Below are 24,383 nucleotides of genomic sequence, written 5' to 3'. Positions count from 1 at the left end.
GCCACCCCCCCAGCCAAGGATGCTTTGACGGAACTGGAAGAACGTTTTCTGAGCCTTTTGTCAGCAGAGGCAACTTTGTCCCGTACCCAGATGGCAGAACGTTTAGAAATGGGACTCGATACTGTCAAGGAATATTTGCGTAAACTTCGTGAAAAGGGCTATATTGAACGCATCGGCGGGAACAAACGGACGGGACGTTGGGTGGTGAAGAGATAGTAAAGTGTTTGTTTCTGAAAATAGATTGCGACTACTATAGTGATATTTGAACGTTAGAATGGCTGAACAAACATTAAAAGAAAAGACAGCAAAAGGATTATTCTGGGGAGGAATAAGTAATGGGATGCAACAGTTATTAGGGGTACTGATAGGTATTGTATTACTCAAAAACTTAACTCCTGATGATTATGGAATGGTTGGAATGTTGGCAATCTTTACTGCGATAGCCAGTACCATTCAAGAAAGTGGATTTACTGCAGCTTTAACAAATAGACCGGAATTTAAAGCAGAAGACTACAATTCTGTTTTTTGGTTTAATTTGGTTGTAGGGAGTGTAATCTATGTGTTTTTGTTTTTCTCTGCACCGTTAATAGCTCATTTTTATAAACAACCAGAGTTAATCCTTTTATCAAGAGTCTTATTTTTATCCATAGTGATAGGAACCTTAGGTATTGCTCATAATGCATTTCTCTTTAAGCAATTGATGGTTAAGGAAAGAGCTAAAATTGATATTTTTTCTACTTTGATATCTGGGGTGTTTGGTATTATTCTGGCTTTAAAAGGATTTGGTTATTGGGCATTGGCTGTACAAACTCTGGTAGCATCTTCTATGGGGACTATTCTGCGTTGGTATTTTTCTCCTTGGCGTCCTTCTTTTTCTTTTAACTTTAGGCCAATTAAGGAAATGTTTAGCTTTAGTTTTAAAATGTTGATAGCGACAATTGTCTCTCAAGTACAAGCTAACATATATTCTGTGTTGTTAGGACGGTTTTATACACAGGCGGATGTCGGTTACTTTTCTCAAGGGGTTAAATGGGCTGGAATGGGTACTCAGTCTATAAATGGTATGATATATAGTGTTGCTCAACCTCTTTTTGTGAAAGTTCAAGGAGATAAGGAAAAAGAGATACAGGTTTTACGGAAAATGATGCGGTTTATATCTCTTGTCGGATTTCCATTATTATTAGGCTTATCATTCGTTTGTAGAGATTTTGTAACAATTATCAATGTAGACTTTCTTCCCTGCGTTCCTATTTTGCAAATATTTTGTGTTTGGGGGTGTGTTGCTTTGTTCTATACATTGTTTTTGCAAATCTTGATAGCCAAAGGAGACTCTAGCTTTTATTTCAAATATATATTATTCACTTCTATTGGGCAAATCATAGTAGCTGTATTGGTTTATCCATTAGGTATTTATTATCTTGCATTTATAAATTTACTTGTATTCTCATTTTTTTTTCTTGTACTAGTTATTTATATTACTCGTTTTATTTCAATTCCAATCTTGTTTTTCATATATGATATAGCTCCATTTTTGTTAATGGTTTTAGGTAGTATTTTATTCGCTTGGATTTTTGTGTTAAATATTGAGAATTCATATTTTAAAATATTTTCTAAAATATTGATAGTATCTTGCTCATATATCTTGCTGTTATGGTTGTCTTCTCCTGTTATATTTAAGGAAGTATTATGCTTTATTATAAAAAAGAATAAATGAAAAAGAATGTTGATAACTCATATAGAAGGACTGTGTGCCCAATATGTTCTTCAAAAAATATAAAGTCTATAGGTTTAATTAATTATGAGGCTCCTATTTATTATTCTTCTGTAGAGATAGAACTGTCTAATCAGCCAGAATTGTGGTGTTGTGATAATTGTAAATCATGGTTTGTTCAGAATATTGTTTCTCAAAAGGATAGTGTACAGTTATATACGGAGGGAGATGCTTCTGATAGATGGGGAGATAATTTATTTGAGTATAATCATGCGGAGGATACTGTTAAAATTATAAGTCGTTACTTAGGTAAAGGAAAAACACTTTTAGATATAGGTTGTTGTGATGGTTCTTTTCTAGATTATGCTCATAAAAAGGGTTGTATTACTTATGGCATAGAATATTCTGAAAATGCATGTAATAAATTGAGAGAAAAACATCACTCAGTTTTTACTTCATATGAAGAGATAGAAATGAAATTTGATATTGTTACTGCATTTGATTTAGCAGAGCATTTGTATGATTTTCCTAATTGGATTTCAACGGTCAGAAGTAAATTGAAGAAAGATGGAGTTTTGCTAATTATCACCGGTGATAATTGTTCAAAAGAAGCTTTTGAACAAAAGAATGATTGGTGGTATGTTTCTTTTCCTGAACATATTGTTTTTCCTTCTATTGATTCGTATAGAATTATAGGATTTAATATTGTATATTATAAAAAGATATCTCCTTGGTTCAATTCTAAATGGACGATAAGTAGGATATTTAGAAATCTTATTCTGACATTGAATTGGGTGAATTGTTCTGGTTGGCCTTTTGCTCAGCCAAATCATTATATAATTATATTAAAACTAGATTAAGGTTATGCTCTATTTGCTCTTTAGCCGTTTAAAGGCTTCTATAAATCGTTATATGTATTTACATTGGAATGTCTCTTTTTTTTGTTGGACAATTTTCTAATTTGCATTATAGAAAAATGCTCTCAGATTTGCAAGAATTAAAAGGTCAGGCTGAAAAATCAACATTTCAGTTTTTATAATGAAACTGTATCCGTGCTATCTGATATTGGAAGTCGTATAGATGGTTTTGTTGCCCATGTTGCTTCTTATAGAGTTATCGAAGTACTTGATATTCGTCCATTAAAAAATGAAATATCTAATGTCATTTTTAAACAGGCTGATTTGATGGATGAAAGTAATATAGAGTTAGAGATAACTGATTCTATTTCTTGTTTACATGCGTTAGAACATTTTGGTTTGGGGAGATACGGGGATCCAATAAATTTTGATGGGTTTTATATTGGTTTTAAGAATATAACCAAAATGTTGAAAGCTGGTGGTAAATTTTATTTTTCTGTTCCGTTAGGTCCTCAACGTATAGAATTTCATGCTCATCGAGTTTTCTCATTATCTTTTCTGAAGAAAATGTTATCTGAAAGTTACCGAGTAGATGTTTTTTCTTATGTAGATGATAATAACATCTTTCATCCCTCCGTGCAATTGACGGATGAGTTATTGGATAATAATTGTGGTTGTTCTCTTGGTTGTGCTATTTTTGAATTGACTAAAAAATGAAATGTATAAATTTGATATTGTTGTCAGGTGGATTGGGTAATCAAATGTTTCAGTATGCTCTTGCTATGGCTTTGAGTAAAATGGGAAAAGATGTCTATGTGAATGGTTTTATTGCTGATTATGAAAATGATCATAATGGCATGGAATTACATGATGTTTTTAATATAGATACTAGTAATGGGTTTTTGACAAACTTGTTTGTCAAATTTATATATAAATTTGTTGTTAAGTATCGAAAATATTCATCTTTAATGTCTGTAATTGGAGTTGAATGTCTTTTTGATGTGGATAATAATTTTGATTGGATTAAATCTTGTTCTAATTTAAAATTGTTTAATATTTGGTTTGGACGTTTTCAATCGGAATTGTTCTTTTTAAATTGTAAAGATGAGATTTTACGTACGTTTCAGTTTGATGGGAAAAAAGTTTCTTGTGATACTAGAAATGTTGTTGATAATATCATGAGAAATGAAAGTGTTTCAATACATATAAGAAAGGGCGATTATATGGATAGAAAGAATTATGATTTGTATGCAAATATATGTACTGATAAATATTATCAATATTGTGTTTCTATAATAAAAGATAAAATTGATAATCCTATTTTTTTTGTTTTTTCAGATGATAAAAAGTGGGTTTTAGAAAATCTTGAACTGCCAATAAATACTGTCTTTGTGGACTGGAATGTGGGTAGAGAATCTTGGAAAGATATGTATTTAATGAGTATTTGTAAACATAATATAATTGCAAATAGTACATTTTCTTGGTGGGCTGCTTAATTTGAATAAGAACCCTAATAAACTTGTATTATGTCCAAGAAAGTATACTAATGTTGATATTTCTGATTGTTTTTATCATAAAGAATGGATAAAAGTTTCTTCTTTTTAACTTATTAATGCTCTTTTATGCATAATATATATTTGTGTGTTTTTGCTGATACTCGAATGCTCCCTACTAAGAAACGTTTAGAAAAGCAGGTTTCTGAATTTGGAGAATTTAAAGATTGTTTCTTTTATAATGAACATGATTTTGATGATGAATTTCTAGGTAAATTTTCAAAATATCTCATAAAAGGATCTCGTGGATTTGGTTATTGGGTTTGGAAACCATATGTTATATTGAAATCTTTACAAAAATTATGTGATGATGATATTCTGATATATTTGGATGCAGGTTGTCATATTAATAAAAATGGGAAGTTGAAATTTTATGAATATATAAATACTCTTCAATCAGATGAATTAGGATTAATAGTCCAAGAATCTTCCAATTTTGTAGAACGTATGTGGTCAAAGGGTGATTTGTTGGATTATTTTAGTGTTAGAAATGATTTGTCGATAATTGATACTCCCCAGAGAGAAGCTAGTATTATTTTGATGAGAAAAAATAAATTTGTGATTTCATTTGTTGCTAAATGGCTTTCTGTTTTTGAGGAAAATTTTTCATTAGTGGATGATACTCCTTCTGTATCATCAAATTTATCTGGATTTGTGGAAAATAGGCATGATCAGAGCGTTTTTTCTATTTTAACTAAGAAAAATGACAAAATAAAAATAATATCAGAAAATGAATATTATTCTACAAATTGGGACTCTATGTACATTTACCCTTTTCTTTGTAAAAGGGATAAAGTGCTTTCATTGAGATATAGGTATTCTTTGAAACGATTTTTGAAAAAATGTTGTTATAAGCTTTTATTAATTGGGGATTAAATGTTGAGCATTATTACTGTTTGTTTTAATTCTGAGAAAACGATTACTCGCACATTGGAATCTGTGTTGAATCAAAAGATTCTTCCATATGAATATATTCTAATTGATGGAGGATCTGAAGATAATACAGTTGATATTATTAAAAAATATGAGGCTATTTTTTTAAGAAAAAATGTTTTATTTAAATGGATATCTGAAAAGGATAAGGGAATTTATGATGCTATGAATAAAGGCGTGAGTCTTGTCTCTGGAGATTGGGTTCACTTTCTTAATAGTGATGATTATTATGTAAATAATTATTCGATAGAATCTATTGTTTATTATTTGAATACTTCTAAGGCTGATGTAGTCTATGGCAATCTTATAAAGGGCGATTTGTATTATCAAAAAAGTATGTCTGGAATAAAGAAAAATCGACTGTCTTTGAATATGTTGATATCTTGTCCTGTACAACAACCTGTGACTTTTTATAAACGTTCTGTTTTTAATGCTGGATATTCTTTTGATATTAATTATAAAATTTCAGCTGATTATAAAATGTTTGTGCAATTGATCTTGAATAAAGTTTTATTTCAATATGTTCCTGTTTATATAACTTTTTTTACTTTAGGCGGAGTGTCAACAAAACGTCAGAATGATTTGGTAAAAGAGGAGGATTTAAAATTACTTAGGGAATGTAATGTTTCAACTTTTTTTATGCGTTTGAAACATATTCCAATATTTCGCAAATTTGTAATTGTTTTATTTGACTTGTTGTCTAAATGTTAATATGAAAGTTTCAATAATAATACCAATATATAATGTCTCTAACTATATAGAAGAATGTTTGTTGTCTGCTTTAAATCAGACTTATAATAGTATAGAGGTTTTGTTGATTGATGATGCTAGCACAGATGATAGTTTTATTAAAGCTAAAAATATAGTTTTGAGACATACCCGTGGAGAGAATGCTTTTTTTTTAGTGCATGAAAAAAATAAAGGATTGTCAGCAGCGCGAAATACAGGTATAAAAGCTTCAACAGGTGATTATTTGTTTTTTTTGGATAGTGATGATATATTGCCTTTAGATGCAATTGAGAACTTGGTCTATGCTGCGGGTAATGATAATCCAGATTTTGTTATTGGGGAATTTACTTTACAAGGTTCTAGGGATCGGGTTAAATATCCTGTTGTTAAATTGTGCGATGCAACTGTTTTAAGAAATAATAAAATTGCTGATAATCTTTATTTAAAAAAATGGCATGGGATGGCATGGAACAAATTAGTTCGGAAAGATGTTATATTCAATTATGCTTGTTTTTTTTATGAGGGATTGTTACATGAAGATATATTATGGTCATTTTATTTGGCTATAAATTCTTCAAAAATGATTGTGTGTAAAAAAAATACTTATATATATAGAATAAGAAATGGTTCCATAACTCATCAAGTGGAAGGTAAAAGATTTGATTCTTTGGAGATTGTCTTTTCGGAGATGTTAAGAATTTCAAAAGAAAAAGATATAATATCAAATCCATTGTTTTTTAAATATTTGATAGATTTAAAAATATATTTCTTTAAAGAACTGCTTAGAACTAACCAGTCTATATTTGAAATATCAAAAAGAATTACGAAGGTGAATCTAATATTTAGAGAGTATAATAAATGTTTTAATCCGTTGTGTAGTGTGAAATATAATATGAAATTATTGGCATATAAATTGCCTATAAAATTAGCTTGTATATATGTAAAACTTTCTATTTGAATCGTATGAAGAAGATAAAAATAAACTTTGTTGATTTTTGGGATGGTTTTAATTGTTTTGATAATTATTTTGTGAATATATTGACATGCTATTATGATGTGGAGATAGATGCGAAGCCAGATTATTTATTTTATTCTGTATTTGGAGATAATCATTTAGAATATAAGAATTGTATAAAAATATATTATACAGGTGAAAATGATTTTCCTGATTTTAATTTTTGTGATTATGCAATAGGGTTTCAATATTTTACTTTTGAAGATAGAAGTTTTAGATATCCAGAGTATTTATTATATGAAGGGTATAATAAACTTATGGATAAAGAAAAAACTATAGATAAGCTCTTGTCTAACCGTAAATTTTGCAATTTTGTATATTCAAACTCGAAATATGCAATCCCTCTTCGTGAAAAGTTTTTTCATCAACTATCCAAATATAAAAAGGTAGACTCTGGTGGACGTTTATTGAATAATGTAGGTGGTCCGGTTCAGAATAAATTGGATTTTATTAAAGATTACAAGTTTACTATTGCTTTTGAAAACAGTTCTTTGTCTGGATATACAACAGAGAAGTTGATGGAACCTATGGTGGTTAATTCGCTCCCAATATATTGGGGAAATCCAAATGTTCATTTGGATTTTAATGTGGCATCTATTATTAATTTACAGTCGTTCTCTTCTTTTGAAGAAGCTATTGAAGAGATTGTCCGATTGGATAATGATGATGACGCTTACTTACAAAAACTTTCTCAACCTTGGTTGACTCAAGATCAGGCTGAAAAAAATTGGGAGAAAGAACTGGCATTGTTTTTGTGTAATATTTTTGATCAACCAATAGAAAAGGCCCGTCGCCGTACAGATTTTGGCTTTGGTGTAATGAAGAAATTTCGCGAGGCTAGATTTTCAAGATTTTTATCATATTCCATTTTTCGTAGATTGTTGAACTTTTAGTATTCTTTTGTTTGATGTGAAAATTGCAATATTAATACCGATTTATAAAGAATTATTGTCTGATAATGAGGTTCTTTCTTTGTCGAAATGTTTGAAAATATTGTATCGGTATAAGATATTTTTAGTTGCTCCATATAATTTGGAAATAACTGAATATAAAACTATATTTGATAAATATAATATTCCTGTGAATGTTAAATACTTTGATAATTGTTTTTTTGAAAATATAGAGGGATATAATTCTCTTATGCTAAATATTTCTTTTTATACAACTTTTTCAAGTTATGAGTATATTCTTATATACCAGCTTGATGCGTATGTTTTTAGTGATCAACTTGAAATGTGGTGTAAAGAGGGGTATGACTATATTGGTGCCCCATGGTTTGATTCAAAAACGGCATTAAGTGCTTTTTGTGGTAATGGCGGTTTTTCTTTAAGAAAGGTTGATTCTTTTATTCTGTCATTATCTTCGAAAGAACATAATGTTTTAACTTGGAAAGGTGTTTTAACCCATATAAGGAATAGAGGAGTTTTGCATAAAGTAGTATATTTGTTTTATTTTTTATTTGGAGGGAATACTATTAGTGGACATATAAGAATTAATAAAAAAAATGAAGATTTATTTTTCTCCTCGCTGGCTTTTAAACGTCGTAACCCTTTTAGAATTCCGACAGTAGAAAAGGCTGCTTTATTTTCATTTGAAATGTATCCCTCATATTTGTTTGAACTAACTAATCATAATTTACCATTTGGTTGTCATGCTTGGGATAAATGGGAGTATGATATTTTTTGGAAGAAATATATTAAATAACTAAATCTATACGAAGATATGTGTAAGTGTGGAATTTGTGGTAATATAGAAAATAACACTCTATATGTTGTTAAAGAAATGATGTTTGGATATAAAGATCAGTTTAAATATTTTAAATGCCCGCTATGTGGATGTTTACAAATTTTGAATATACCTGAAAATTTGGATAAATATTATCCATCAAATTATTATTCTTATGGTATTTTTAGTGGTCACACTTCATTGCAATCTAAAATTACGGACTTCTTATTATCTCAAGTATTGAAGAGCAGAATTTCTCATTATTGTTTTTGGGGTGAAATAGCATGTTTGTATAAATCGTTATATGCAGATTATTTTTCTGGTGTATCAGGGGCTTATCTAAATTATAACTCAAAAGTTTTGGATATTGGTTGTGGTGCAGGAAAACTTTTGCTAAAAATGAAGAAATGTGGTTTTAAATATTTGGAAGGAATTGATCCATACTTAAAAGAAGATATCAAATATATAAATGGTGTTTGTGTGTATAAAAAAGATATATATCAGCTTGATAAAACGTATGATTTCATTATGTTACATCATTCGTTTGAACACATGCCTGAGCCTAAAAAAGTATTTGAAAAGTTATCTACTATTTTATCGGTTAATGGAATGATTATGTTACGAGTACCGCTTGTTGATAGTTATGCTTGGCGTAAATATGGGATAGATTGGTTCCAGATAGATGCACCTCGTCATTTATTCTTACATACTGTAAAAAGCATTAACATACTTGCTCAGAATAATGGTTTGAAGATACTAAGAACAGTATATGATAGTCGTGCAAATCAATTCATTCAGTCAGAGAAATATATGAGAGATATAGCAATAGCTAATGATAGTGATATTTTTACTTCTAGAGAAATCAGCACTTTTAAAAAAAGTGCTGATTTGTTGAATTCTCTTAAAGATGGGGACCAGGCTTGTTTTTATTTGATAAAAGAATAACCTTATTTCTGATGATTGTTTCATATTTATTACTTGGTTTTGGGGAGAGGGTACTCTAAATATCTTATATTGCTTAGATTTTCTTCTTTTTATTAATTATCTATTTGTCTGATTTTACCTATATTAGATAGGATAAGTACCTGACTTATATTTTGTGCAATTTTAATTGACGTGATAGTTTTGTCTGTGCTCTGATTTCTTACAGATAAATGGAATGGATATGGGGTTGAAAATGTTGGTGTAAAATTAGTTGTGTTCTTATTTCAGATATAACCACTCTTACGTTTTCCCTCAATTTCATCCTTCAACCTTCAAACCCCTAATAAACGCCTATCAATCTGCCAATTACGCTGAATGATGCCCCTGAAGGTATCTTTCATATCATTCAGCTTCTTTCCTGGACAAAAGAATCCCTTTTATTTTATTATTAATATAGCAGGAAACTGTTGTAATTCAAGGAATATTTTGTATCTTTAGATGCTACTTAGTCTCCTTTGCTCCCGGCTCGCAAAGGTTGCTGACCTGGGTCGTTAATCTTGTTTACCTGCCTCGTCAAGCTTGCTGGCCGGAGTGAAAAAGAGAATGGGTGGTATGAACTACCTTGAGTTCTAATATATCACGTCTTACTTTCTAGGGAGGAAGAAGAGATATCTTAATTGGTTTGATTATGACAGCTAAGTATCAGTTTTTTAAGAATCCTCCTTCCGGAATTGAAGACGAAAGTGAGAAATCTGTTTAGTTATTTCCGCTTGCCTGCCGAAGATGAAACGGGACAGAAGTATACGGCGGTGCAATTGCTGGATATTATCTCCAAACGTTCGAAACGTAAATTCAGCAATACCTCTTCTCTGACATTCGGCAGGATGCTGAATGCGTCCGGAATCCGGGGAATGCATACCGTTAATGGCAATGTTTATGAACTGATTTTGCGTTAAGAAAATAGAAAAAGCGGCATTCCTGAATGATTTATCCGGGGTATCCTTCAGCATAAAGTGCATAGTGTTGTTTATGCTTGTCCTGAATGATGAAGGATGATTTTGGTGCAATTACTGGGGCGTGCTGAATTAAAGAGAATAGTGAGGTAAAAGAGTTTTCTGATATTGATGCTCTGTCTGATTTTTTGTTGACGATATAATTCAAAAAGCCGGAAGTTAAATTTCGGCTTTTTATTTGTATTCTATGATTTTGCCATAAATATTAGAATATTCGTCCATGCCTGAAGATTTCTTGTAGTGTGCTGAAAGATTATCGACGAAAACTCTTATGAAATAAGTCCTTTGCAAAAAAGAACGAATTATTTATAAGCTAAATAACCGGACCTCGTTTAGATGGTGTGCCGGTAAATTGTTACCTCTTCAAAACGTTTTTTTCGTTCCTCTTCTGAATAATTGTTAACAAAAACTTCCCGTGCGTATCGGTTGAATTTGGGTATCGGATGTTCTGAAACCCGGTTCAGTGCCCGGATAAATTCATCTTGGGTATTACAACAGGCACCAATCTTGTTGAAGTTGACTTCGTATCCTTCGAAGGCCTCGGTCGTGCCGATGATATTCTTGCCGTACATGAGGGCTTCACAAGTTTTGACTTTCATGCCACTACCTTCGAAAATGGGAAGAAGCATGAAATCGGCATTCTCGATATAGGGTTTCAAATTGGGGACATCGCTGAATACTTCAATATTTTTATAGCCTTCTACTTGTGGAAGAATGGCTTTCATCCCTTTTCCGACAATTTGCAGTTTGATGTTGACTTTGGGGAGTACTTCGTGTACAAACCAAAGAATACCGTGAACATTCATCGGGAAATAAGTCCCCAGAAATAGACAGGTTGGTACCGGCTGTGTGTCACCTGCCGGATATTCTGTCTGTTTGTAAGTATCCTTGAAAACGACAGGCGATAATATATCCGGTTTGCGTTTATAACGTCGGATGATTTCTTGTTCGTCGCGTTTGTTGAGGGCAATTATCACATCGGAATAATCGCATGCCAACTGGTCGTTACGGGTGACGCAATTGACGATAATCGGACACCAGGGTTTATTTTTTCCTATCTTGGCTTCAAAATAAACAGATTCGACGTTGTGAAAAAAAGTAATGATTTTTCCTTTATAAGCCTTTTCTTTTAATTCTTTGGCAATCACTCCGAAAATGCTTCTGTCGATAAATACATAGGGATGTTCCATGCCGAGAGCGGCTATTTCTTTTACTTTTCTGGGGGATAAGCCATAATAGTATCCCCTTAGGAAGTTCAGCAGGATAGAAAATGCTTGTAACAACATTTTTATCTTGCTTTGTTTTTCGTGGATATGGCAGACTGTAATGTTTTCCTTCCCGAATATTTGGCATAAAACGTGATAGTTGGCATTTGTTCCTTGTTCGCCTCCGGCATCAATACTGTCGGATTTGCGATATCTGATAAAGAGTAGTTGCTTCATTTGCTGTCTCTATTTTGTGACAAAAGTAGGATTTGTTTTCTTTTAAATGAAATAGTACGTGTATTTTTAGCTAATTGAGGTAGGCAGCCTCTTTTTGTATCGAAAGGTTTTGTATCTTTGCCAAATAAATATCGAAATGTTGAAAATGAATGATTTAGTATGCTCTACAAATAGTTTTGTAAGTAAAATTCAACAGCTATTTGTAAAGAATTCTGTATTTATTTTACTGCTGTTTTTTTTGAACTTCACGATTGGAGCTCTATATACCATAGCATTGGAAACGCCTTTGTTTGTGGTAATTAAGTTGCCAATGGCTTTTGTGAGTATATTTTTCATTTCTTATTTGATAGCTTGTTTAAGAGAGTGGATACCGGGGAAATTTTTAAAACAATGCGTTACTTGGGCGAGCCTTTTGATTTCTGCGTTGCTGTTCATTACCGAAATGTTTGTATTCTTTAATTTTAAGACGATATTTAATGCATCTACGATACAAATCTTTTTGGAGACGAATGGGCGGGAAGCACATGAATTTATTCAGAATTATTTATCCTTGGAGTTTTTGGGAATCGTTCTTTTACTGGTCATCCTGTTTTATTTAGTATTCAAAATAAGGAAAAAGATAGAAAAGGGCATTACTTCTCTTTTCTCTTTTCGGTTATCCGCATGGATGTTGCTTTTACTTTTGATTGGAGGGGGAGGCGTTTTCGGTTTTGCTGAATATCGTTGTTTCTTTAATTCGCTGATAAGTTATAGGATTATGAGCCCGTTTCAGAGACTTGTCCATTCTTATACATTAGTTCAGTCCGATTTTAAAGCTTACGATGAGTTGTTGGCCAATTTGCAAAAAGATCCGCCACAAATTACAGAAAATGCCTCTACTATTCAGAATATTGTATTGATATTGGGAGAATCACTTTCTCGTAATCATATGAGCCTTTATGCTTATGATAAGCCTACCAACCCTTTATTGACTGCATTAAGGGAAAAAGGCGAACTGATACGTTTTAATAATGTAGTAAGTCCCTCATTGTCGACATTGGATGTAATGTCGCGAGTACTGACTTTCTATGATAACGATTCTAATCAGGAATGGTATAAATATGATATATTAGTCGACGTTATGAAAGAGGCCGGGTATAAGACTTTCTGGTTCTCAAACCAAGAGAGTTTTGGCATTTTTGGAAATTTGCCTGCTGCATTGGCCTCTCGTTGTGATTATCATAAGTTTGTATCTGTGAAAAATATGCAGGAACAATACGGTGATTTTGATGAAAATCTGCTTCCACTTTTGGATGCTCAGATGGATAGCTTGGGTAAAAAGAATTTTATGGTGATTCATTTGCTGGGTTCTCATTTCAGATACATCAACCGTTATCCGGAATCATTTAATAAGTTTTCGGGAAAAGACGTGGATTTGCCATACAACAGCTATAAAAAATCGTTGGTGGCTGAATATGATAATAGTGTTCTTTATAATGATTTTGTAATCAATGAAATAATAAATCGTTTTAAAGATAAAGAAGCCGTTGTGCTCTATTTCTCGGATCATGCAGAGGAAGTATATGATTTTCGTGATAATAATAGTCGTTCTGCAGAATTGTTTTCCGGTTATATGGTAGAGATACCGTTTTTATTTTGGACTTCCGGAATTTTCAGAGAAAATTATCCGGAGAAAGTATCATTGATACTTTCATCCGTCAATCGTTCCTATATGACGGATGATGTGATTCATACAATTCTTGATTTAGCGGATATAAAAACACCTTCTTTTATTCCGGCGAAGAGTGTCATAAATCCGGCTTATGATGAAAATCGTAAAAGACTAATATTAGGTCATGATTATGATGCAACGGAAAATAAAGGTGTCTTATTAAATGATTGATAATAATAAATTGTATAGATATGAAGAATATTCAATGGCGTAAATTAGTGCCGCATGTGGTGGCATTCTGCGTATTTCTGGCATTTACTTATATCTATTTCAGCCCGGTGCTGGATGGTAAAGTGATTCAGCAAGGTGATACCCAACATTTCTCAGGGATGTCGGAGGAATCGTTGAAATATTATCAGGAAGAAGGAGAATCTTCTGCTTGGTTAGGTTCCATGTTTTCAGGTATGCCGGCTTATCAGGTCGCAATTTATGGCCTTCCAGAGAATCATTTAGGGGTCTTGGAATTTCATTCTTTATTTAGTTATTCTTCTATTCGCCCTCTTTTTTTAGGTGCATTATCATTCTATATTTTGATGTGTGTGATGGGATGTAGTTTCTGGTTGTCTTTATTGGGCTCTATTGCATTTGCATTTGCATCTTACAATATAATTATTATTGAAGCCGGACATAATACCAAAGCGTATGCCATTGCTTACATGCCGTTGGTACTGGCGGGTATGACATTGCTTTTTAGGCGAAAGTTGCTTTGGGGTGTTGTTTTATTTACTGTAGGTGTCGCGTTGTCCGTTTTTGAAAACCATCTACAGATTACTTATTATTTGGCGTTATTCTGTGTCTTTGTTTATCTGGGCTTTGTATATCGGGAAATTATTCAGAAAAAGTATAAAGATTTACTGAAAATAACGGGCTTGATGGTTGTCGGTGTTTTGTTGGCTGTAAGTCCTAATTTAGGTAATTTGTACGGAAACTATGAAATGAGCCAGACAAGTCTTCGCGGGAAATCGGAACTTACTAAAATAGAGACAGGTGAAAAGAAAGAAACAGCATCATCCGGTCTGGATAAAGAGTATGCTTTTCAATGGAGTTATGGTTGGAAAGAGTTGATGACTGTTTTGGTCCCGAATGTATATGGTGGTTCTTCCGGCGGTACATTGGATAGCTCTTCCGAATTGTATAAAGAATTGCGAAAGAATGGAGCTCAAGTGGGGAAAGAAGTCCAGACATATACATATTGGGGAGATAAAATCTTTACTTCCGGACCAGTCTATTTCGGAGCTATTGTCTGCTTCTTATTCGTATTGGGTATGTTTGTGATTCGGAACTCCATGAAATGGTGGATGTTTGCCGGTGCTTTGTTTTTCACTTTTCTGGCATTGGGACGGAATTTTAGTCTATTCAATGATTTTATGTTCCATTATTTACCGATGTATAATAAGTTCCGTACTCCGGAAATGGCATTGGTGATACCGGGTTTTGTTTTCCCTATTATTGCCGTTTGGGGCTTGAAGGAGGTTTTCTTCGGAGAGACGGATGAAAAGTTATTTAAGAAAGGCTTTTTCTGGGCGTTGGGAATTACAGGCGGACTTTCTTTGCTGCTCTGGCTGATGCCTTCTTTATTACTCAATTTCCAGTCTACCTACGATGCTCAGTTTCAGAACCAAGTGCCGGAATGGTATTATGCTTCTTTGCTGATAGACCGTGCTTCGCTTTGTTCGGCTGATGCGTTGCGTTCTCTTGCATTTATTGTATTGGGTGCTCTTTTAGTCTTATGGGGATGGAGAAGCAGAGGAAAAAAGAATTCTATTTTATTGGCTACCGTAGGCTTGGCTGTTTTGACTTTGATAGACTTGTGGAGTGTGGATAAACGTTATCTGAATGATAGTAATTTCTCGAAAGTACGTCCACAGGAAACGTATAAAGCAACGGCTGCTGATAATGAAATATTAAAAGATACAGACCCTTCTTACCGTGTTTTGAATATTAATAACCCTTGGCAGGAAACGAATACTGCATTTTTCCATAAATCGATAGGTGGTTACCATGCTGCTAAATTGCGTCGATACCAGGAATTAATCGACCACCGTTTGAATAAGGAATTGAGTGGTATTGTAAAAGCTTTGCAAAGTGCTAAAGGGGTGGAAGACATTGTACCGGCGTTTGCAGCCTCTCCTTCTTTGAATATGTTGAATATGCGTTATTTAATATATAATCCGGGACAGGCTCCTATTCGCAATCCTTATGCTTTCGGTAATGCTTGGTTTGTGGATAAGGTAGAGATTGTGGAAAATGCGGATGCGGAAATTGAAGCTTTGAATACGATTAATCCGCTGGTAACGGCTGTTGTGGACAAACGTTTTGCAAAGGATGTGGAAGGGTTTGTTCCTGAAAGGGATTCTACGGCTACAATTGTGCTGGAAAGTTATCGTCCGAACCGTATGGTTTATAAGAGTAAAACGGATAAGGAGCAGTTGGCTGTGTTCTCTGAAATCTATTATCAGCCGGGCTGGAAAGCAACTATCGATGGCAAAGAAGTTCCCCATTTCCGTGCCGATTGGACCTTACGTGCTATGCGAGTTCCGGCAGGAGAACATACCATTGTGTATGAATTTAAGCCGGAAGGTTATATCACAGCCACCTATATTTCTTCTTATAGTTCGCTATTGATATTGTTATTGCTGGTAGTAGCGATAGGATGGTCTGGTTGGAAATATTGGAAAACGACAAGTAAATGAATTTGCCGGAGTCAGAAAGTCAATATGCCGAATTTAAGCAGTCATTTGGTATTCAACGTGTATTAGATTATTTCAGAAAAGAGGGACTAAAGCTCCCGGTTTTTGAAAATATTTCTGCGGGGTTTATGGTGACTGTATTTTCAGAGAGTGCATCCGAAGATGAAAGTGCAAAAGATATAACCTTGCAAGCTAAAAGGAAAAAGAAAAGAATAAGTAAGAATGAACTGATGGAAATAATTGTGGACGTATGTTCGGAAAAATATTTAACAATCGTCCAAATTGCAACATTGGTGGATAGAAATTCTGCCTATATTAAAAATGAATTGATACCTGAACTACTTGCAACTAGCCGTTTGACGAGATTGTATCCGGATGCTCCTAATCACCCTAATCAGGCTTATCGTGCTAAAAAATAAAAAGAGAATACGGCAATAGATTTTAATTGCAATATTCTCTTTTTTATAATTTGATGTTATAGCTTTCCTGCAAAAGAAATCAATGCCTCCCCGAACTTTTCCCAAGTCAATGTTGCTTTTTCTTTTTGTATATTGGAGATGAACTGCTGACGGTTTTGTTCGTAGAACAGTCGGATGGTATTTGCGATGGAAACTGCACTGATTTCAGAAACCATGAGACCGACTCCCGGTTTTTCTATACTTTCTCCCAAACCTCCGGTGTTTGTAGCAATCAATGGTAGTTCGAAATGATAAGCGATGGAGGTGATGCCGCTCTGCGTGGCTGAACGGTAAGGTAAGATACAAACATCTGATGCTGAGAAGAACAACGGTACTTCATTGTCGCTGATATACCGGTTGAATACTTTGTATTTATTCGGGTTACGACTGTTTTTGATTTGCTCTGTATATTTGTCGAAGCTACCGTAACTTTCACCTGCGATGATGAGCTGGAAACTGTCGTCGAGTTGGTTGACAGCTTCGATTAATAAATCAAGTCCTTTGTAATCGCGGATTAAACCGAAAAATAATAAAGTTTTTTTGTCCGTATCAATTCCCAATGCTTTTCGGGCTTCCAAGGTATCTACTTTTTCACCGAAGTGATTATATAAAGGATGCGCTTTTAATATATGCGGGGCATCCGGACGGAGAGACAACAAATCGTTCCGGACGGACTCGCTCATGGCAATAAAGCCGCTATTTTGCTTCAGGAACCAGCTGGTTAGCGGCTTGTCGAAAAATTTCTGTTCATGGGGGATGACGTTATCCAATATCGTAATGACTTTACACCCCTGCTTTTTCAGTTTACGGGCAACTGTTCCGAGCGAAGGGGCAAAGTAAGACATCCAATACTTCATAATCAGGATATCCGGCTGTTCTTTGGCGATTCGACCGGCACTACTCAGGTAAGTAAAAGGATTTGCCGTGTCCAGTACAGGGATGCTGTCTATGACATGTGCATTATCTTCTGCCGTTACATATTGAGTTTTGCCGGGGAAAAGAAAGTCCGGATATTGTCTTTTGAAAGTAAACGGAATTACTTCGTTATTAGCTTTTAACGCTTCGTATAGATTCGCATTGAACTGGGCAATTCCACCACGAAACGGATAAAATGTCGAGAGATAAGCAATTTTCATATATTAGCTTCTTTCTTGATTAATTCTGCAAAGGTAAATAAATCCGGACATCGTAGTCGGATGCGTAGCCCGTCAAGTTCTGTATCTTTATATTTATTGCCGATTAAGACAGCCGGAATACCGGCATTGTTTGCAAATCGGATATCGGAAATACTGTCTCCGGCCAGCCAACTTTGTGAGAAATCGATGTCCCGAAAATCCTGTTTGGCCTGAAAAGCCATTCCCGGGTTGGGCTTTCTGTCGGGACAGTTGTCGTCCGTATCTGTACAAACATAAATCCTATCGATATGCCCTCCCTGGTGCTGTATGGTATCGAGCATGTGGCGGTGGACTTTTTCAAGGTCTTCCAAGCTCATCAGTCCTCGCCCGACTCCCCGTTGATTGGTGACAATCAGGATATATTTAAAATAAGAAGAAAGCTCTTTCAAGGCTTCGATGGCTCCCGGAATGAATACAAATTCGTCCGGTGATTTGACGTAATCATCCGGACGTTGTTTGTTGATGACGCCGTCCCTGTCCAGAAAAAGCGTATTATATCGTTTTTTATTTTCCATTTTTGAAATCGATTTGTGCCTGTGCGTAATCTTCCGGGATACCGATGTCGATGAAATAACCGTCGCACAGGTATCCGGACAGGATACGAGTGGTGACGTTTTTCTCGAAATATTCTTTTTCCAGAGAAAACTTTTCCGGATACCCGGCCAGTTCATCCCGGTTTATCAGATAAATGCCACCGTTTATCAGGCCGGATTTACAGAATTGCTTCTCGTGGAATTGCAGGATACGATGAGTCTCTGGATTGATTTCCACTGATCCGTAACGCTCGAAATCGTGCATTTCTTTGAGTGCGAGGGTCGCATGGGCTTTTGTATCTTTATGCAACTTCAACATATCGGCATACCGGACTTCCAGAAAAGTATCTCCGTTGAGAATAAAAATCTCCGGTTCTTCGGCTTTCGATAATGCCAGTTTGACCGCTCCTCCGGTACATAACGGGTGGTCTTCGATAACAAAAGAGATACGCATGGAAGTAGAAACCGTCTGTATCCATTCTTCTATCATTTCATGTTTATAGCCCAGCGACAGGATAATGTGGGTGAATCCGGCTTTTTCCAGCGTATTCAGTAAATAATGCAAGAAAGGTTTGCCGGCAACCGGTGCCATACATTTCGGGACATCCGAAACGACGCTTCGGAGCCGCGTTCCCATTCCTCCGGCTAATATTACGGCTTCCATATTACTCTCTTATTTAGCAAAAATAGCCGCTTCCACCAGCTCGCAGATAATATGTCCGATTGTGATATGTCCTTCCTGGATACGAGGGGTATCTATCGAGGGAACATTTATCAGGATACTTGCACTGGTGCGCATTTTTCCTCCGTTCTCACCTGTGAAAGCGATAGTGGTGATGCCCTTTTCTTTACAAACATCGAATGCGTTCAGGATATTTGCGGAATTGCCGGAAGTGGAGAGACCCACCAGCACGTCTCCGGGTTTGCCCAAACCGGACATCAGACGGGCGTAAATAATGTCGTACGAATAGTCGTTGGCTACGGCTGTCAAATAAGAAGTGTTGCAATGCAGGGCTTCCGAAGGCAACACTGCCCGGTCTATATAAAATCTGCCTGAAAATTCGGCAGCCAAGTGTTGTGCGTCGGCCGCACTGCCTCCGTTTCCGCAGAAATAGACTTTACCTCCGTATTTGAAACAGGTAATAATGGTTTCAACAGCTTCGTTGACAGCATCTTGCAGTTTTTCATCTGCCATGATTTTTTGTATGGTGTCCTGATGCTGCGCCAGTCTTTTTTTTATGGTTTCTTTACTGTCCATGTTGTGAGTCCTTTTTTACAAAATTCAAAATTATGTACTTTCCCTACGTGTAGGTTGCCAAGTGCCTCGGATACGGAATAACAACTGTTTCCGGGGCAGTAGAAGAACATGAAACCTCCACCTCCCGCGCCGGAGATTTTACCTCCCAAGGCTCCGTTGGCGATAGCTGTTTCGTATATCTGGTCGATGAATTCGTTCGAGATGTGACGGGCCATTTTCTTTTTACTTTCCCAACTTGTGTTCAGCGCCTTTCCCAGCTCCCACAATTCGTCTCTAAGCAGACAGTTTTTCATGCGGAATGCCTCTTTTTTTACATTATGCATAGCCTCTAAAGAGTCCGAGTTTTGCTTTTTTACATTCTCGGCCTGTTCTTCGATAATATTGGCGGAACAGCGTTGTTGGTCCGTATAAAAAAGAACGGTGTTCATAGCCCACTCCCGGAGAATGTCTTCGTCTATGCGGAGAGGATTGACAATGACACGGTCGTCTGCCAGAAATTCCATAAAGTTAACACCGCCGAATGTAGCGGCATATTGGTCTTGCTTGCCTCCGGCCATTTTCAGGTCGACGCGTTCTATTTCGTAAGCATAATGTGCAATGTCGTATTTCCCTAACGGTAGTTTCAACCATTCGGAAAAAGCTCCCAGAATGGCTACCACCAGAGTGGAAGAGGTCCCCAGCCCGGAGCCGGAAGGAACGTCCATACTGGTAATCAGCTCGAAAGAGAGTGGTTGCCCGTTGTTATATTTGGAGACGATAGAGTTGTATATGCCATGTTGGAGCAGCAGATTGCCTTCCAAAGGAAGTTTATCGGTGGCATCAAACTCTTCGACTATATGGTTGTTGATGTGTATAAAACGTATTTTGCCCGTATCGAGCGGGCGGATAGTGGCATGTGCGTATAAATTGACTGTCACATTTAAAATGGCTCCGCCGTACAATTCCGAATAGGGAGATACATCTGTTCCCCCTCCGGCAATACCCAGACGGAAAGGAGCTTTACTTCTGTATAGCATGTTTTTCATTCTTTAGATCCAACAAATAATATCCGCAAGTCGTATAGAAGTTACGAATATAAGGAATATTTAGTATTCCCCATAATTTGCGGGGACGGAGTTTGAATTTTATTTCATAATTGGGATTGATGAAATACAAGGTCTCCTCTTTAATGTGATAATGTTCTTTGTTTACGATAGAAAGGAAACGTTCGAGCGAAATACCTGTATCCTTGATATCCAGCAGGCCGTCGGGTTGCACATTTCCCCATTCCAGCACTTTTTTATATAAGCTGCGGGGTAAAAGATGAACCCAAGGTAAATGGGATAAGAATTTATTGTTACAAATCTGCTGATGTCCTCCGAAGGGATTTTGCCAGGGCGGAAATGCGACAAAGACAACCCCGTAAGGATTTAAAAACCGTTTGATAAATGGCAAAAAGCGCTCTTGGTTGGGAATGTGTTCTATCACATCCCGTATAATGATGATGTCGAATGTTTCATCCAAATCCGTTACCTTGTAAATATCTTCACAAATAAGCGTCAGGTTTTGCTTATTGGGATGATTGGCGTAGATTTCTTTTGCCTTATTGATTTGGGGTTCGCAAATGTCGATACCCGTGACTTTACATCCTAAATCCAGAAAAGGCTGAAGGTTCCCTCCTTCGCCACAACCGATTTCCAGAACAGACATATCACCTGTGACGTCATGATGTTTTTCGATAAACGGGATAACATATTTCCGGGTGGTATAAATCTGCTCATTAAAATATAAAAGCCTGTCGGAATGTCTTTTTTGCATAGTGCTGGAAATAAAAAAGATTGTCCCATAAGTATGACAATACCGGATTGCGACTTATGGAACAACTCTTTATAGTATTAATATCTGTAATGCTCTGCTTTGTACGGGCCTTCTACCGGAACTCCGATATAATCCGCTTGTTTTTGTGTCAGTTTGGACAATTTAACGCCGATGCGTTCGAGGTGCAGGCGGGCTACCTCTTCGTCCAAACGTTTCGGCAGACGATAAACACCTACTTCGTAAGGCATTGTCCACAAGTCCATCTGAGCCAATACTTGGTTCGTGAATGAATTACTCATCACGAATGAAGGATGGCCGGTTGCACATCCCAGATTCACCAAACGGCCTTCGGCCAGCAGGAAGATAGAGTTTCCGGTAGGGAATGTATATTTGTCTACCTGGGGTTTGATGTTGGTATGTTTGATGTTCGGATAGTTGATTAGATTGTCTACCTGAATTTCGTTATCGAAATGACCGATGTTGCAGACGATAGCCTGATCTTTCATCTGAGCCATGTGTTCGATGGTGATGATATCACAGTTGCCTGTCGTTGTAACGAACACGTTTCCTTCTTTAACCGCTTCTTCCATTGTCGTTACTTCGAAGCCTTCCATTGCAGCCTGCAAAGCGCAAATTGGGTCGATTTCCGTAATCAGTACGCGAGCACCGTACGTACGCATGGAATGAGCGCACCCTTTACCTACATCCCCATAACCGGCTACGACTACGACTTTACCTGCAATCATGACATCGGTAGCGCGTTTGATACCGTCAGCCAGCGATTCGCGACAACCGTACAGATTGTCGAATTTGGATTTTGTAACGGAATCATTTACGTTAATGGCAGGTACCAGCAATTCGCCTTTTTCCATCATTTGATACAGGCGGTGTACACCGGTTGTTGTTTCTTCGGAAACACCTTTCATCTCGGCAACAGTACGATGCCAGCGGGTATTATCTTCGGCCAGGATGCGATGAAGGGTATCCAGGATAACCTGTTCTTCGTGGTTGCCTCCTTTACGGTTGATTGTTTCGGCATCGTTTTCAGCCCGGTATCCCATGTGGACCAGCAAAGAGGCGTCGCCACCGTCATCAACAATCATATGCGGACCTTTTCCTTCCGGAAAGCGAAGCGCCATGTCGGTACACCACCAGTATTCTTCCAATGATTCACCTTTCCAGGCAAATACGGGAACACCATCGGCAGCTATAGCGGCAGCGGCGTGGTCCTGTGTGGAGAAAATGTTGCAGCTTGCCCAGCGAACATCCGCTCCTAACGCAACTAATGTTTCGATTAACACTGCAGTCTGGATAGTCATGTGCAGTGAGCCGGTGATACGGGCCCCTTTCAGGGGTTTCTGGTCGGCATACTTCTTGCGGAGTGCCATCAGTCCCGGCATTTCGTGTTCGGCGATTTCGATTTCCTTGCGGCCGAATTCTGCCAAACCCATATCTGCCACTTTGTAAGGCAGATTAGTTGGAAATAATTGTGACATAAATTGATACTAAAATTGTTAATGCTGCAAAGGTAAGAATAATTATGCTGGAAACAACGGGGAGGTAGCTTTGAAATCAAAATAAGAATGGTTTAGAATCAAAAGAGGGACTTTCCCTGACAAAAGTCTCTCTTTTCTTATGCAGGCACTTGTTTATTTACTAATTTTGCCTGACCTCTTACAAAATAAGAGGATTGAGTTTTGCGGTAAATTGAATGGATATTGATATGAAAAAAAACTGGAAAAAGAGTTTGATTATTCTTGTTTTGTTGCCTTTCTTTTCTTGGATGGATGCCAAAACAATACAGGAAGTAGTTTCTCAACCCTTAGATACGATTGAATACAGGGTATTTGTGGCTGCGGATAAAGCCGGAGTGGAGCATTGGGGAGGAATAGAAGCTTATCGGATAAAGCTGGATTCGTTCTTTCAACAGGTAAATGATTTCTGGAATAAAGCGGGGGACGGACGTTTTAAGTATTATTTTCGTTATGTTCCTGATTTGCAGGTGGTTTATGATTGTTCTTCGCTTCATGTGGAGAGTGTCTATAACAGGAGTGAAGGTTTCCCTAATCATGATGTGCTGTTGATAATTGATTCCATACTTGATTTTGATGATGAAGAAAGTGCACAAGGCTGGTATTGTGGCGGAGGTGCGGGAGACCTGAATATAGTTGTTTGCCGCAGTCGTAGTAAAACGGAGTATGAGGATTTGTTCGGTATCGACTATTTCTATAGGGGAATAGCGCATGAATTCGGGCATTATCGTGGTGTTACGGATTTATATGCCGACAAAATCGAGGCAAAGAACAATCCGATAAATCATTTGCAATATGACCCTGCTTCTTGTGTCATGAATAATCATTTTGATACATATAAATGGAGTTCTTATGCGGTTAATATCATCAACTACACGGCAAAGTCCAAACGTCCGAGCCGTGACTTTCCTGGCTTTTTCAAACAGATGTTCCCTGAAAATATTCAAGTATCTGTAAATGTAAATGGTAAAAGAAAGAAAGGGGTGAAATTGAATTTATATGGTTCGCGTGCGTGGTTTAATGATTTGATAGCAACCCCTTACCGTACTTATGAGACGGATAAAAGGGGAGAATATCTGATTACCGGTGTTCCTGATTTGTACGACCAGCCGGTTCCTCCTTTACATACTGATGAATTGCCTTATAATCGTTGGTTTACTTTCTTGCTTGAAGCTGAGTATAAGGGAGAAAAAAAGTATGTATGGCTTCCTGAGTATGAGGTGCAACAGACATTTTTTGAAAATAAGGATACTTATCAAGTGAAAATCGATTTCTGAGAAAACAAGGCAATAAGTGAGTGAAAGATATGTGCTCGATTTTTTTCTGT

General features: G+C 36.3%; 24 protein-coding genes. 16 read left to right on the top strand and 8 right to left on the bottom strand.

Going from position 1 to position 24,383, the window contains the following annotated elements:
- The 12 genes from DW103_RS13320 to DW103_RS13265 all read left to right on the top strand — a co-directional run.
- Positions 1 to 216: Lrp/AsnC family transcriptional regulator (locus tag DW103_RS13320; RefSeq protein WP_147381215.1), on the top strand; the 216-nt coding region annotated here is incomplete at its 5' end.
- Between the two features lie 58 nt (positions 217 to 274).
- Positions 275 to 1,714, top strand: coding sequence for a lipopolysaccharide biosynthesis protein (locus DW103_RS13315; protein ID WP_122276944.1), 1,440 nt, complete (start codon positions 275 to 277; stop codon positions 1,712 to 1,714).
- Positions 1,711 to 2,571 (top strand): class I SAM-dependent methyltransferase, encoded by an 861-nt coding sequence (locus DW103_RS13310; protein ID WP_122276942.1) that lies wholly within the window; start codon positions 1,711 to 1,713, stop codon positions 2,569 to 2,571. The genes DW103_RS13315 and DW103_RS13310 overlap by 4 nt, the downstream gene beginning before the upstream one ends.
- 192 nt (positions 2,572 to 2,763) lie before the next feature.
- A complete protein-coding gene (locus DW103_RS13305; protein ID WP_233545687.1) occupies positions 2,764 to 3,285 on the top strand; it encodes a DUF268 domain-containing protein in 522 nt (173 codons plus the stop codon).
- Positions 3,282 to 4,064 carry an alpha-1,2-fucosyltransferase gene (locus DW103_RS13300; protein ID WP_122276938.1) on the top strand — a complete coding sequence of 261 codons (783 nt, stop codon included), beginning with the start codon at positions 3,282 to 3,284 and terminating at the stop codon, positions 4,062 to 4,064. Before DW103_RS13305 ends, DW103_RS13300 begins: the two co-directional genes overlap by 4 nt.
- Before the next feature lie 126 nt (positions 4,065 to 4,190).
- Positions 4,191 to 4,997: a hypothetical protein gene (locus DW103_RS13295; protein ID WP_147381214.1), complete on the top strand. Its 807-nt coding sequence runs from the start codon at positions 4,191 to 4,193 to the stop codon at positions 4,995 to 4,997.
- On the top strand, positions 4,998 to 5,765 hold the full coding sequence (locus tag DW103_RS13290) for a glycosyltransferase family 2 protein (protein ID WP_122276934.1): 768 nt from the start codon (positions 4,998 to 5,000) through the stop codon (positions 5,763 to 5,765). It abuts the gene before it with no gap.
- A gap of 1 nt (position 5,766) precedes the next feature.
- Positions 5,767 to 6,741, top strand: a complete 975-nt coding sequence (locus tag DW103_RS13285) for a glycosyltransferase family 2 protein (RefSeq protein ID WP_122276932.1) — start codon at positions 5,767 to 5,769, stop codon at positions 6,739 to 6,741.
- 5 nt (positions 6,742 to 6,746) lie between these two features.
- Positions 6,747 to 7,691, top strand: a complete 945-nt coding sequence (locus DW103_RS13280) for a glycosyltransferase family 10 domain-containing protein (protein WP_147381213.1) — start codon at positions 6,747 to 6,749, stop codon at positions 7,689 to 7,691.
- Between the two features lie 16 nt (positions 7,692 to 7,707).
- On the top strand, positions 7,708 to 8,502 hold the full coding sequence (locus tag DW103_RS13275) for a DUF5672 family protein (protein WP_122276928.1): 795 nt from the start codon (positions 7,708 to 7,710) through the stop codon (positions 8,500 to 8,502).
- An 18-nt stretch (positions 8,503 to 8,520) separates the two neighbouring features.
- Complete coding sequence (locus DW103_RS13270; RefSeq protein ID WP_122276926.1) at positions 8,521 to 9,468, top strand: class I SAM-dependent methyltransferase; 948 nt, start codon at positions 8,521 to 8,523, stop codon at positions 9,466 to 9,468.
- A 722-nt stretch (positions 9,469 to 10,190) separates the two neighbouring features.
- Entirely contained in the window at positions 10,191 to 10,403 is a 213-nt protein-coding gene (locus DW103_RS13265) for a DUF3874 domain-containing protein (protein ID WP_158576701.1), read from the top strand.
- 389 nt (positions 10,404 to 10,792) lie between these two features.
- Here DW103_RS13265 and DW103_RS13260 read toward each other — a convergent pair whose 3' ends face one another.
- Positions 10,793 to 11,902 (bottom strand): glycosyltransferase family 4 protein, encoded by a 1,110-nt coding sequence (locus tag DW103_RS13260; RefSeq protein ID WP_122276922.1) that lies wholly within the window; start codon positions 11,900 to 11,902, stop codon positions 10,793 to 10,795.
- 238 nt (positions 11,903 to 12,140) lie between these two features.
- On the opposite strand from DW103_RS13260, the gene DW103_RS13255 reads away from it, so the two are divergent.
- Genes DW103_RS13255 through DW103_RS13245 form a run of 3 tightly spaced genes read left to right on the top strand, consistent with a single transcriptional unit; the run spans position 12,141 to position 16,722 of the window.
- Positions 12,141 to 13,784 (top strand): phosphoethanolamine transferase, encoded by a 1,644-nt coding sequence (locus DW103_RS13255; protein WP_158576700.1) that lies wholly within the window; start codon positions 12,141 to 12,143, stop codon positions 13,782 to 13,784.
- Positions 13,785 to 13,804: 20 nt separating this feature from the next.
- On the top strand, positions 13,805 to 16,306 hold the full coding sequence (locus DW103_RS13250; protein WP_122276918.1) for a YfhO family protein: 2,502 nt from the start codon (positions 13,805 to 13,807) through the stop codon (positions 16,304 to 16,306).
- Positions 16,303 to 16,722 (top strand): hypothetical protein, encoded by a 420-nt coding sequence (locus DW103_RS13245; RefSeq protein WP_122276916.1) that lies wholly within the window; start codon positions 16,303 to 16,305, stop codon positions 16,720 to 16,722. The genes DW103_RS13250 and DW103_RS13245 overlap by 4 nt, the downstream gene beginning before the upstream one ends.
- Before the next feature lie 56 nt (positions 16,723 to 16,778).
- Here DW103_RS13245 and DW103_RS13240 read toward each other — a convergent pair whose 3' ends face one another.
- The 7 genes from DW103_RS13240 to ahcY form a co-directional block, all read right to left on the bottom strand.
- Positions 16,779 to 17,897 carry a glycosyltransferase gene (locus tag DW103_RS13240; RefSeq protein WP_122276914.1) on the bottom strand — a complete coding sequence of 373 codons (1,119 nt, stop codon included), beginning with the start codon at positions 17,895 to 17,897 and terminating at the stop codon, positions 16,779 to 16,781.
- Positions 17,894 to 18,451: an HAD-IIIA family hydrolase gene (locus DW103_RS13235; RefSeq protein ID WP_122276911.1), complete on the bottom strand. Its 558-nt coding sequence runs from the start codon at positions 18,449 to 18,451 to the stop codon at positions 17,894 to 17,896. The genes DW103_RS13240 and DW103_RS13235 overlap by 4 nt, the downstream gene beginning before the upstream one ends.
- The gene (locus DW103_RS13230; protein WP_122276909.1) at positions 18,441 to 19,133 is read right to left on the bottom strand and encodes a nucleotidyltransferase family protein; all 693 of its coding nucleotides are present in this window, start codon (positions 19,131 to 19,133) and stop codon (positions 18,441 to 18,443) included. Before DW103_RS13230 ends, DW103_RS13235 begins: the two co-directional genes overlap by 11 nt.
- Positions 19,134 to 19,142: 9 nt before the next feature.
- On the bottom strand, positions 19,143 to 19,727 hold the full coding sequence (locus DW103_RS13225; RefSeq protein WP_122276907.1) for an SIS domain-containing protein: 585 nt from the start codon (positions 19,725 to 19,727) through the stop codon (positions 19,143 to 19,145).
- Positions 19,706 to 20,743, bottom strand: coding sequence for a dehydrogenase (locus DW103_RS13220; protein ID WP_122276950.1), 1,038 nt, complete (start codon positions 20,741 to 20,743; stop codon positions 19,706 to 19,708). The genes DW103_RS13225 and DW103_RS13220 overlap by 22 nt, the downstream gene beginning before the upstream one ends.
- Positions 20,727 to 21,524 (bottom strand): bifunctional 2-polyprenyl-6-hydroxyphenol methylase/3-demethylubiquinol 3-O-methyltransferase UbiG, encoded by a 798-nt coding sequence (locus DW103_RS13215; RefSeq protein ID WP_122276905.1) that lies wholly within the window; start codon positions 21,522 to 21,524, stop codon positions 20,727 to 20,729. Before DW103_RS13215 ends, DW103_RS13220 begins: the two co-directional genes overlap by 17 nt.
- A gap of 77 nt (positions 21,525 to 21,601) precedes the next feature.
- Positions 21,602 to 23,020 carry an adenosylhomocysteinase gene (gene ahcY, locus DW103_RS13210; RefSeq protein ID WP_122276903.1) on the bottom strand — a complete coding sequence of 473 codons (1,419 nt, stop codon included), beginning with the start codon at positions 23,018 to 23,020 and terminating at the stop codon, positions 21,602 to 21,604.
- 227 nt (positions 23,021 to 23,247) lie between these two features.
- Here ahcY and DW103_RS13205 point away from each other — a divergent pair, with 227 nt between their 5' ends.
- Complete coding sequence (locus tag DW103_RS13205; RefSeq protein WP_122276948.1) at positions 23,248 to 24,333, top strand: hypothetical protein; 1,086 nt, start codon at positions 23,248 to 23,250, stop codon at positions 24,331 to 24,333.
- The last annotated feature ends 50 nt before the right edge of the window (positions 24,334 to 24,383 follow it).

It is taken from the genome of Parabacteroides sp. AM08-6 (genome assembly GCF_003473295.1).
Taxonomy (GTDB): domain Bacteria; phylum Bacteroidota; class Bacteroidia; order Bacteroidales; family Tannerellaceae; genus Parabacteroides.
This window is presented reverse-complemented; position numbering and strand designations above follow the sequence as displayed.

Coding starts and splice junctions, on each gene's coding strand:
- DW103_RS13315 (WP_122276944.1), top strand. CDS start 275: ATGGCTGAACAAACATTAAAAGAAAAGACAGCAAAAGGATTATTCTGG.
- DW103_RS13310 (WP_122276942.1), top strand. CDS start 1,711: ATGAAAAAGAATGTTGATAACTCATATAGAAGGACTGTGTGCCCAATA.
- DW103_RS13300 (WP_122276938.1), top strand. CDS start 3,282: ATGAAATGTATAAATTTGATATTGTTGTCAGGTGGATTGGGTAATCAA.
- DW103_RS13295 (WP_147381214.1), top strand. CDS start 4,191: ATGCATAATATATATTTGTGTGTTTTTGCTGATACTCGAATGCTCCCT.
- DW103_RS13290 (WP_122276934.1), top strand. CDS start 4,998: ATGTTGAGCATTATTACTGTTTGTTTTAATTCTGAGAAAACGATTACT.
- DW103_RS13285 (WP_122276932.1), top strand. CDS start 5,767: ATGAAAGTTTCAATAATAATACCAATATATAATGTCTCTAACTATATA.
- DW103_RS13280 (WP_147381213.1), top strand. CDS start 6,747: ATGAAGAAGATAAAAATAAACTTTGTTGATTTTTGGGATGGTTTTAAT.
- DW103_RS13270 (WP_122276926.1), top strand. CDS start 8,521: ATGTGTAAGTGTGGAATTTGTGGTAATATAGAAAATAACACTCTATAT.
- DW103_RS13260 (WP_122276922.1), bottom strand. CDS start 11,902: ATGAAGCAACTACTCTTTATCAGATATCGCAAATCCGACAGTATTGAT.
- DW103_RS13250 (WP_122276918.1), top strand. CDS start 13,805: ATGAAGAATATTCAATGGCGTAAATTAGTGCCGCATGTGGTGGCATTC.
- DW103_RS13245 (WP_122276916.1), top strand. CDS start 16,303: ATGAATTTGCCGGAGTCAGAAAGTCAATATGCCGAATTTAAGCAGTCA.
- DW103_RS13240 (WP_122276914.1), bottom strand. CDS start 17,897: ATGAAAATTGCTTATCTCTCGACATTTTATCCGTTTCGTGGTGGAATT.
- DW103_RS13235 (WP_122276911.1), bottom strand. CDS start 18,451: ATGGAAAATAAAAAACGATATAATACGCTTTTTCTGGACAGGGACGGC.
- DW103_RS13230 (WP_122276909.1), bottom strand. CDS start 19,133: ATGGAAGCCGTAATATTAGCCGGAGGAATGGGAACGCGGCTCCGAAGC.
- DW103_RS13225 (WP_122276907.1), bottom strand. CDS start 19,727: ATGGACAGTAAAGAAACCATAAAAAAAAGACTGGCGCAGCATCAGGAC.
- DW103_RS13220 (WP_122276950.1), bottom strand. CDS start 20,743: ATGCTATACAGAAGTAAAGCTCCTTTCCGTCTGGGTATTGCCGGAGGG.
- DW103_RS13215 (WP_122276905.1), bottom strand. CDS start 21,524: ATGCAAAAAAGACATTCCGACAGGCTTTTATATTTTAATGAGCAGATT.
- ahcY (WP_122276903.1), bottom strand. CDS start 23,020: ATGTCACAATTATTTCCAACTAATCTGCCTTACAAAGTGGCAGATATG.
- DW103_RS13205 (WP_122276948.1), top strand. CDS start 23,248: ATGAAAAAAAACTGGAAAAAGAGTTTGATTATTCTTGTTTTGTTGCCT.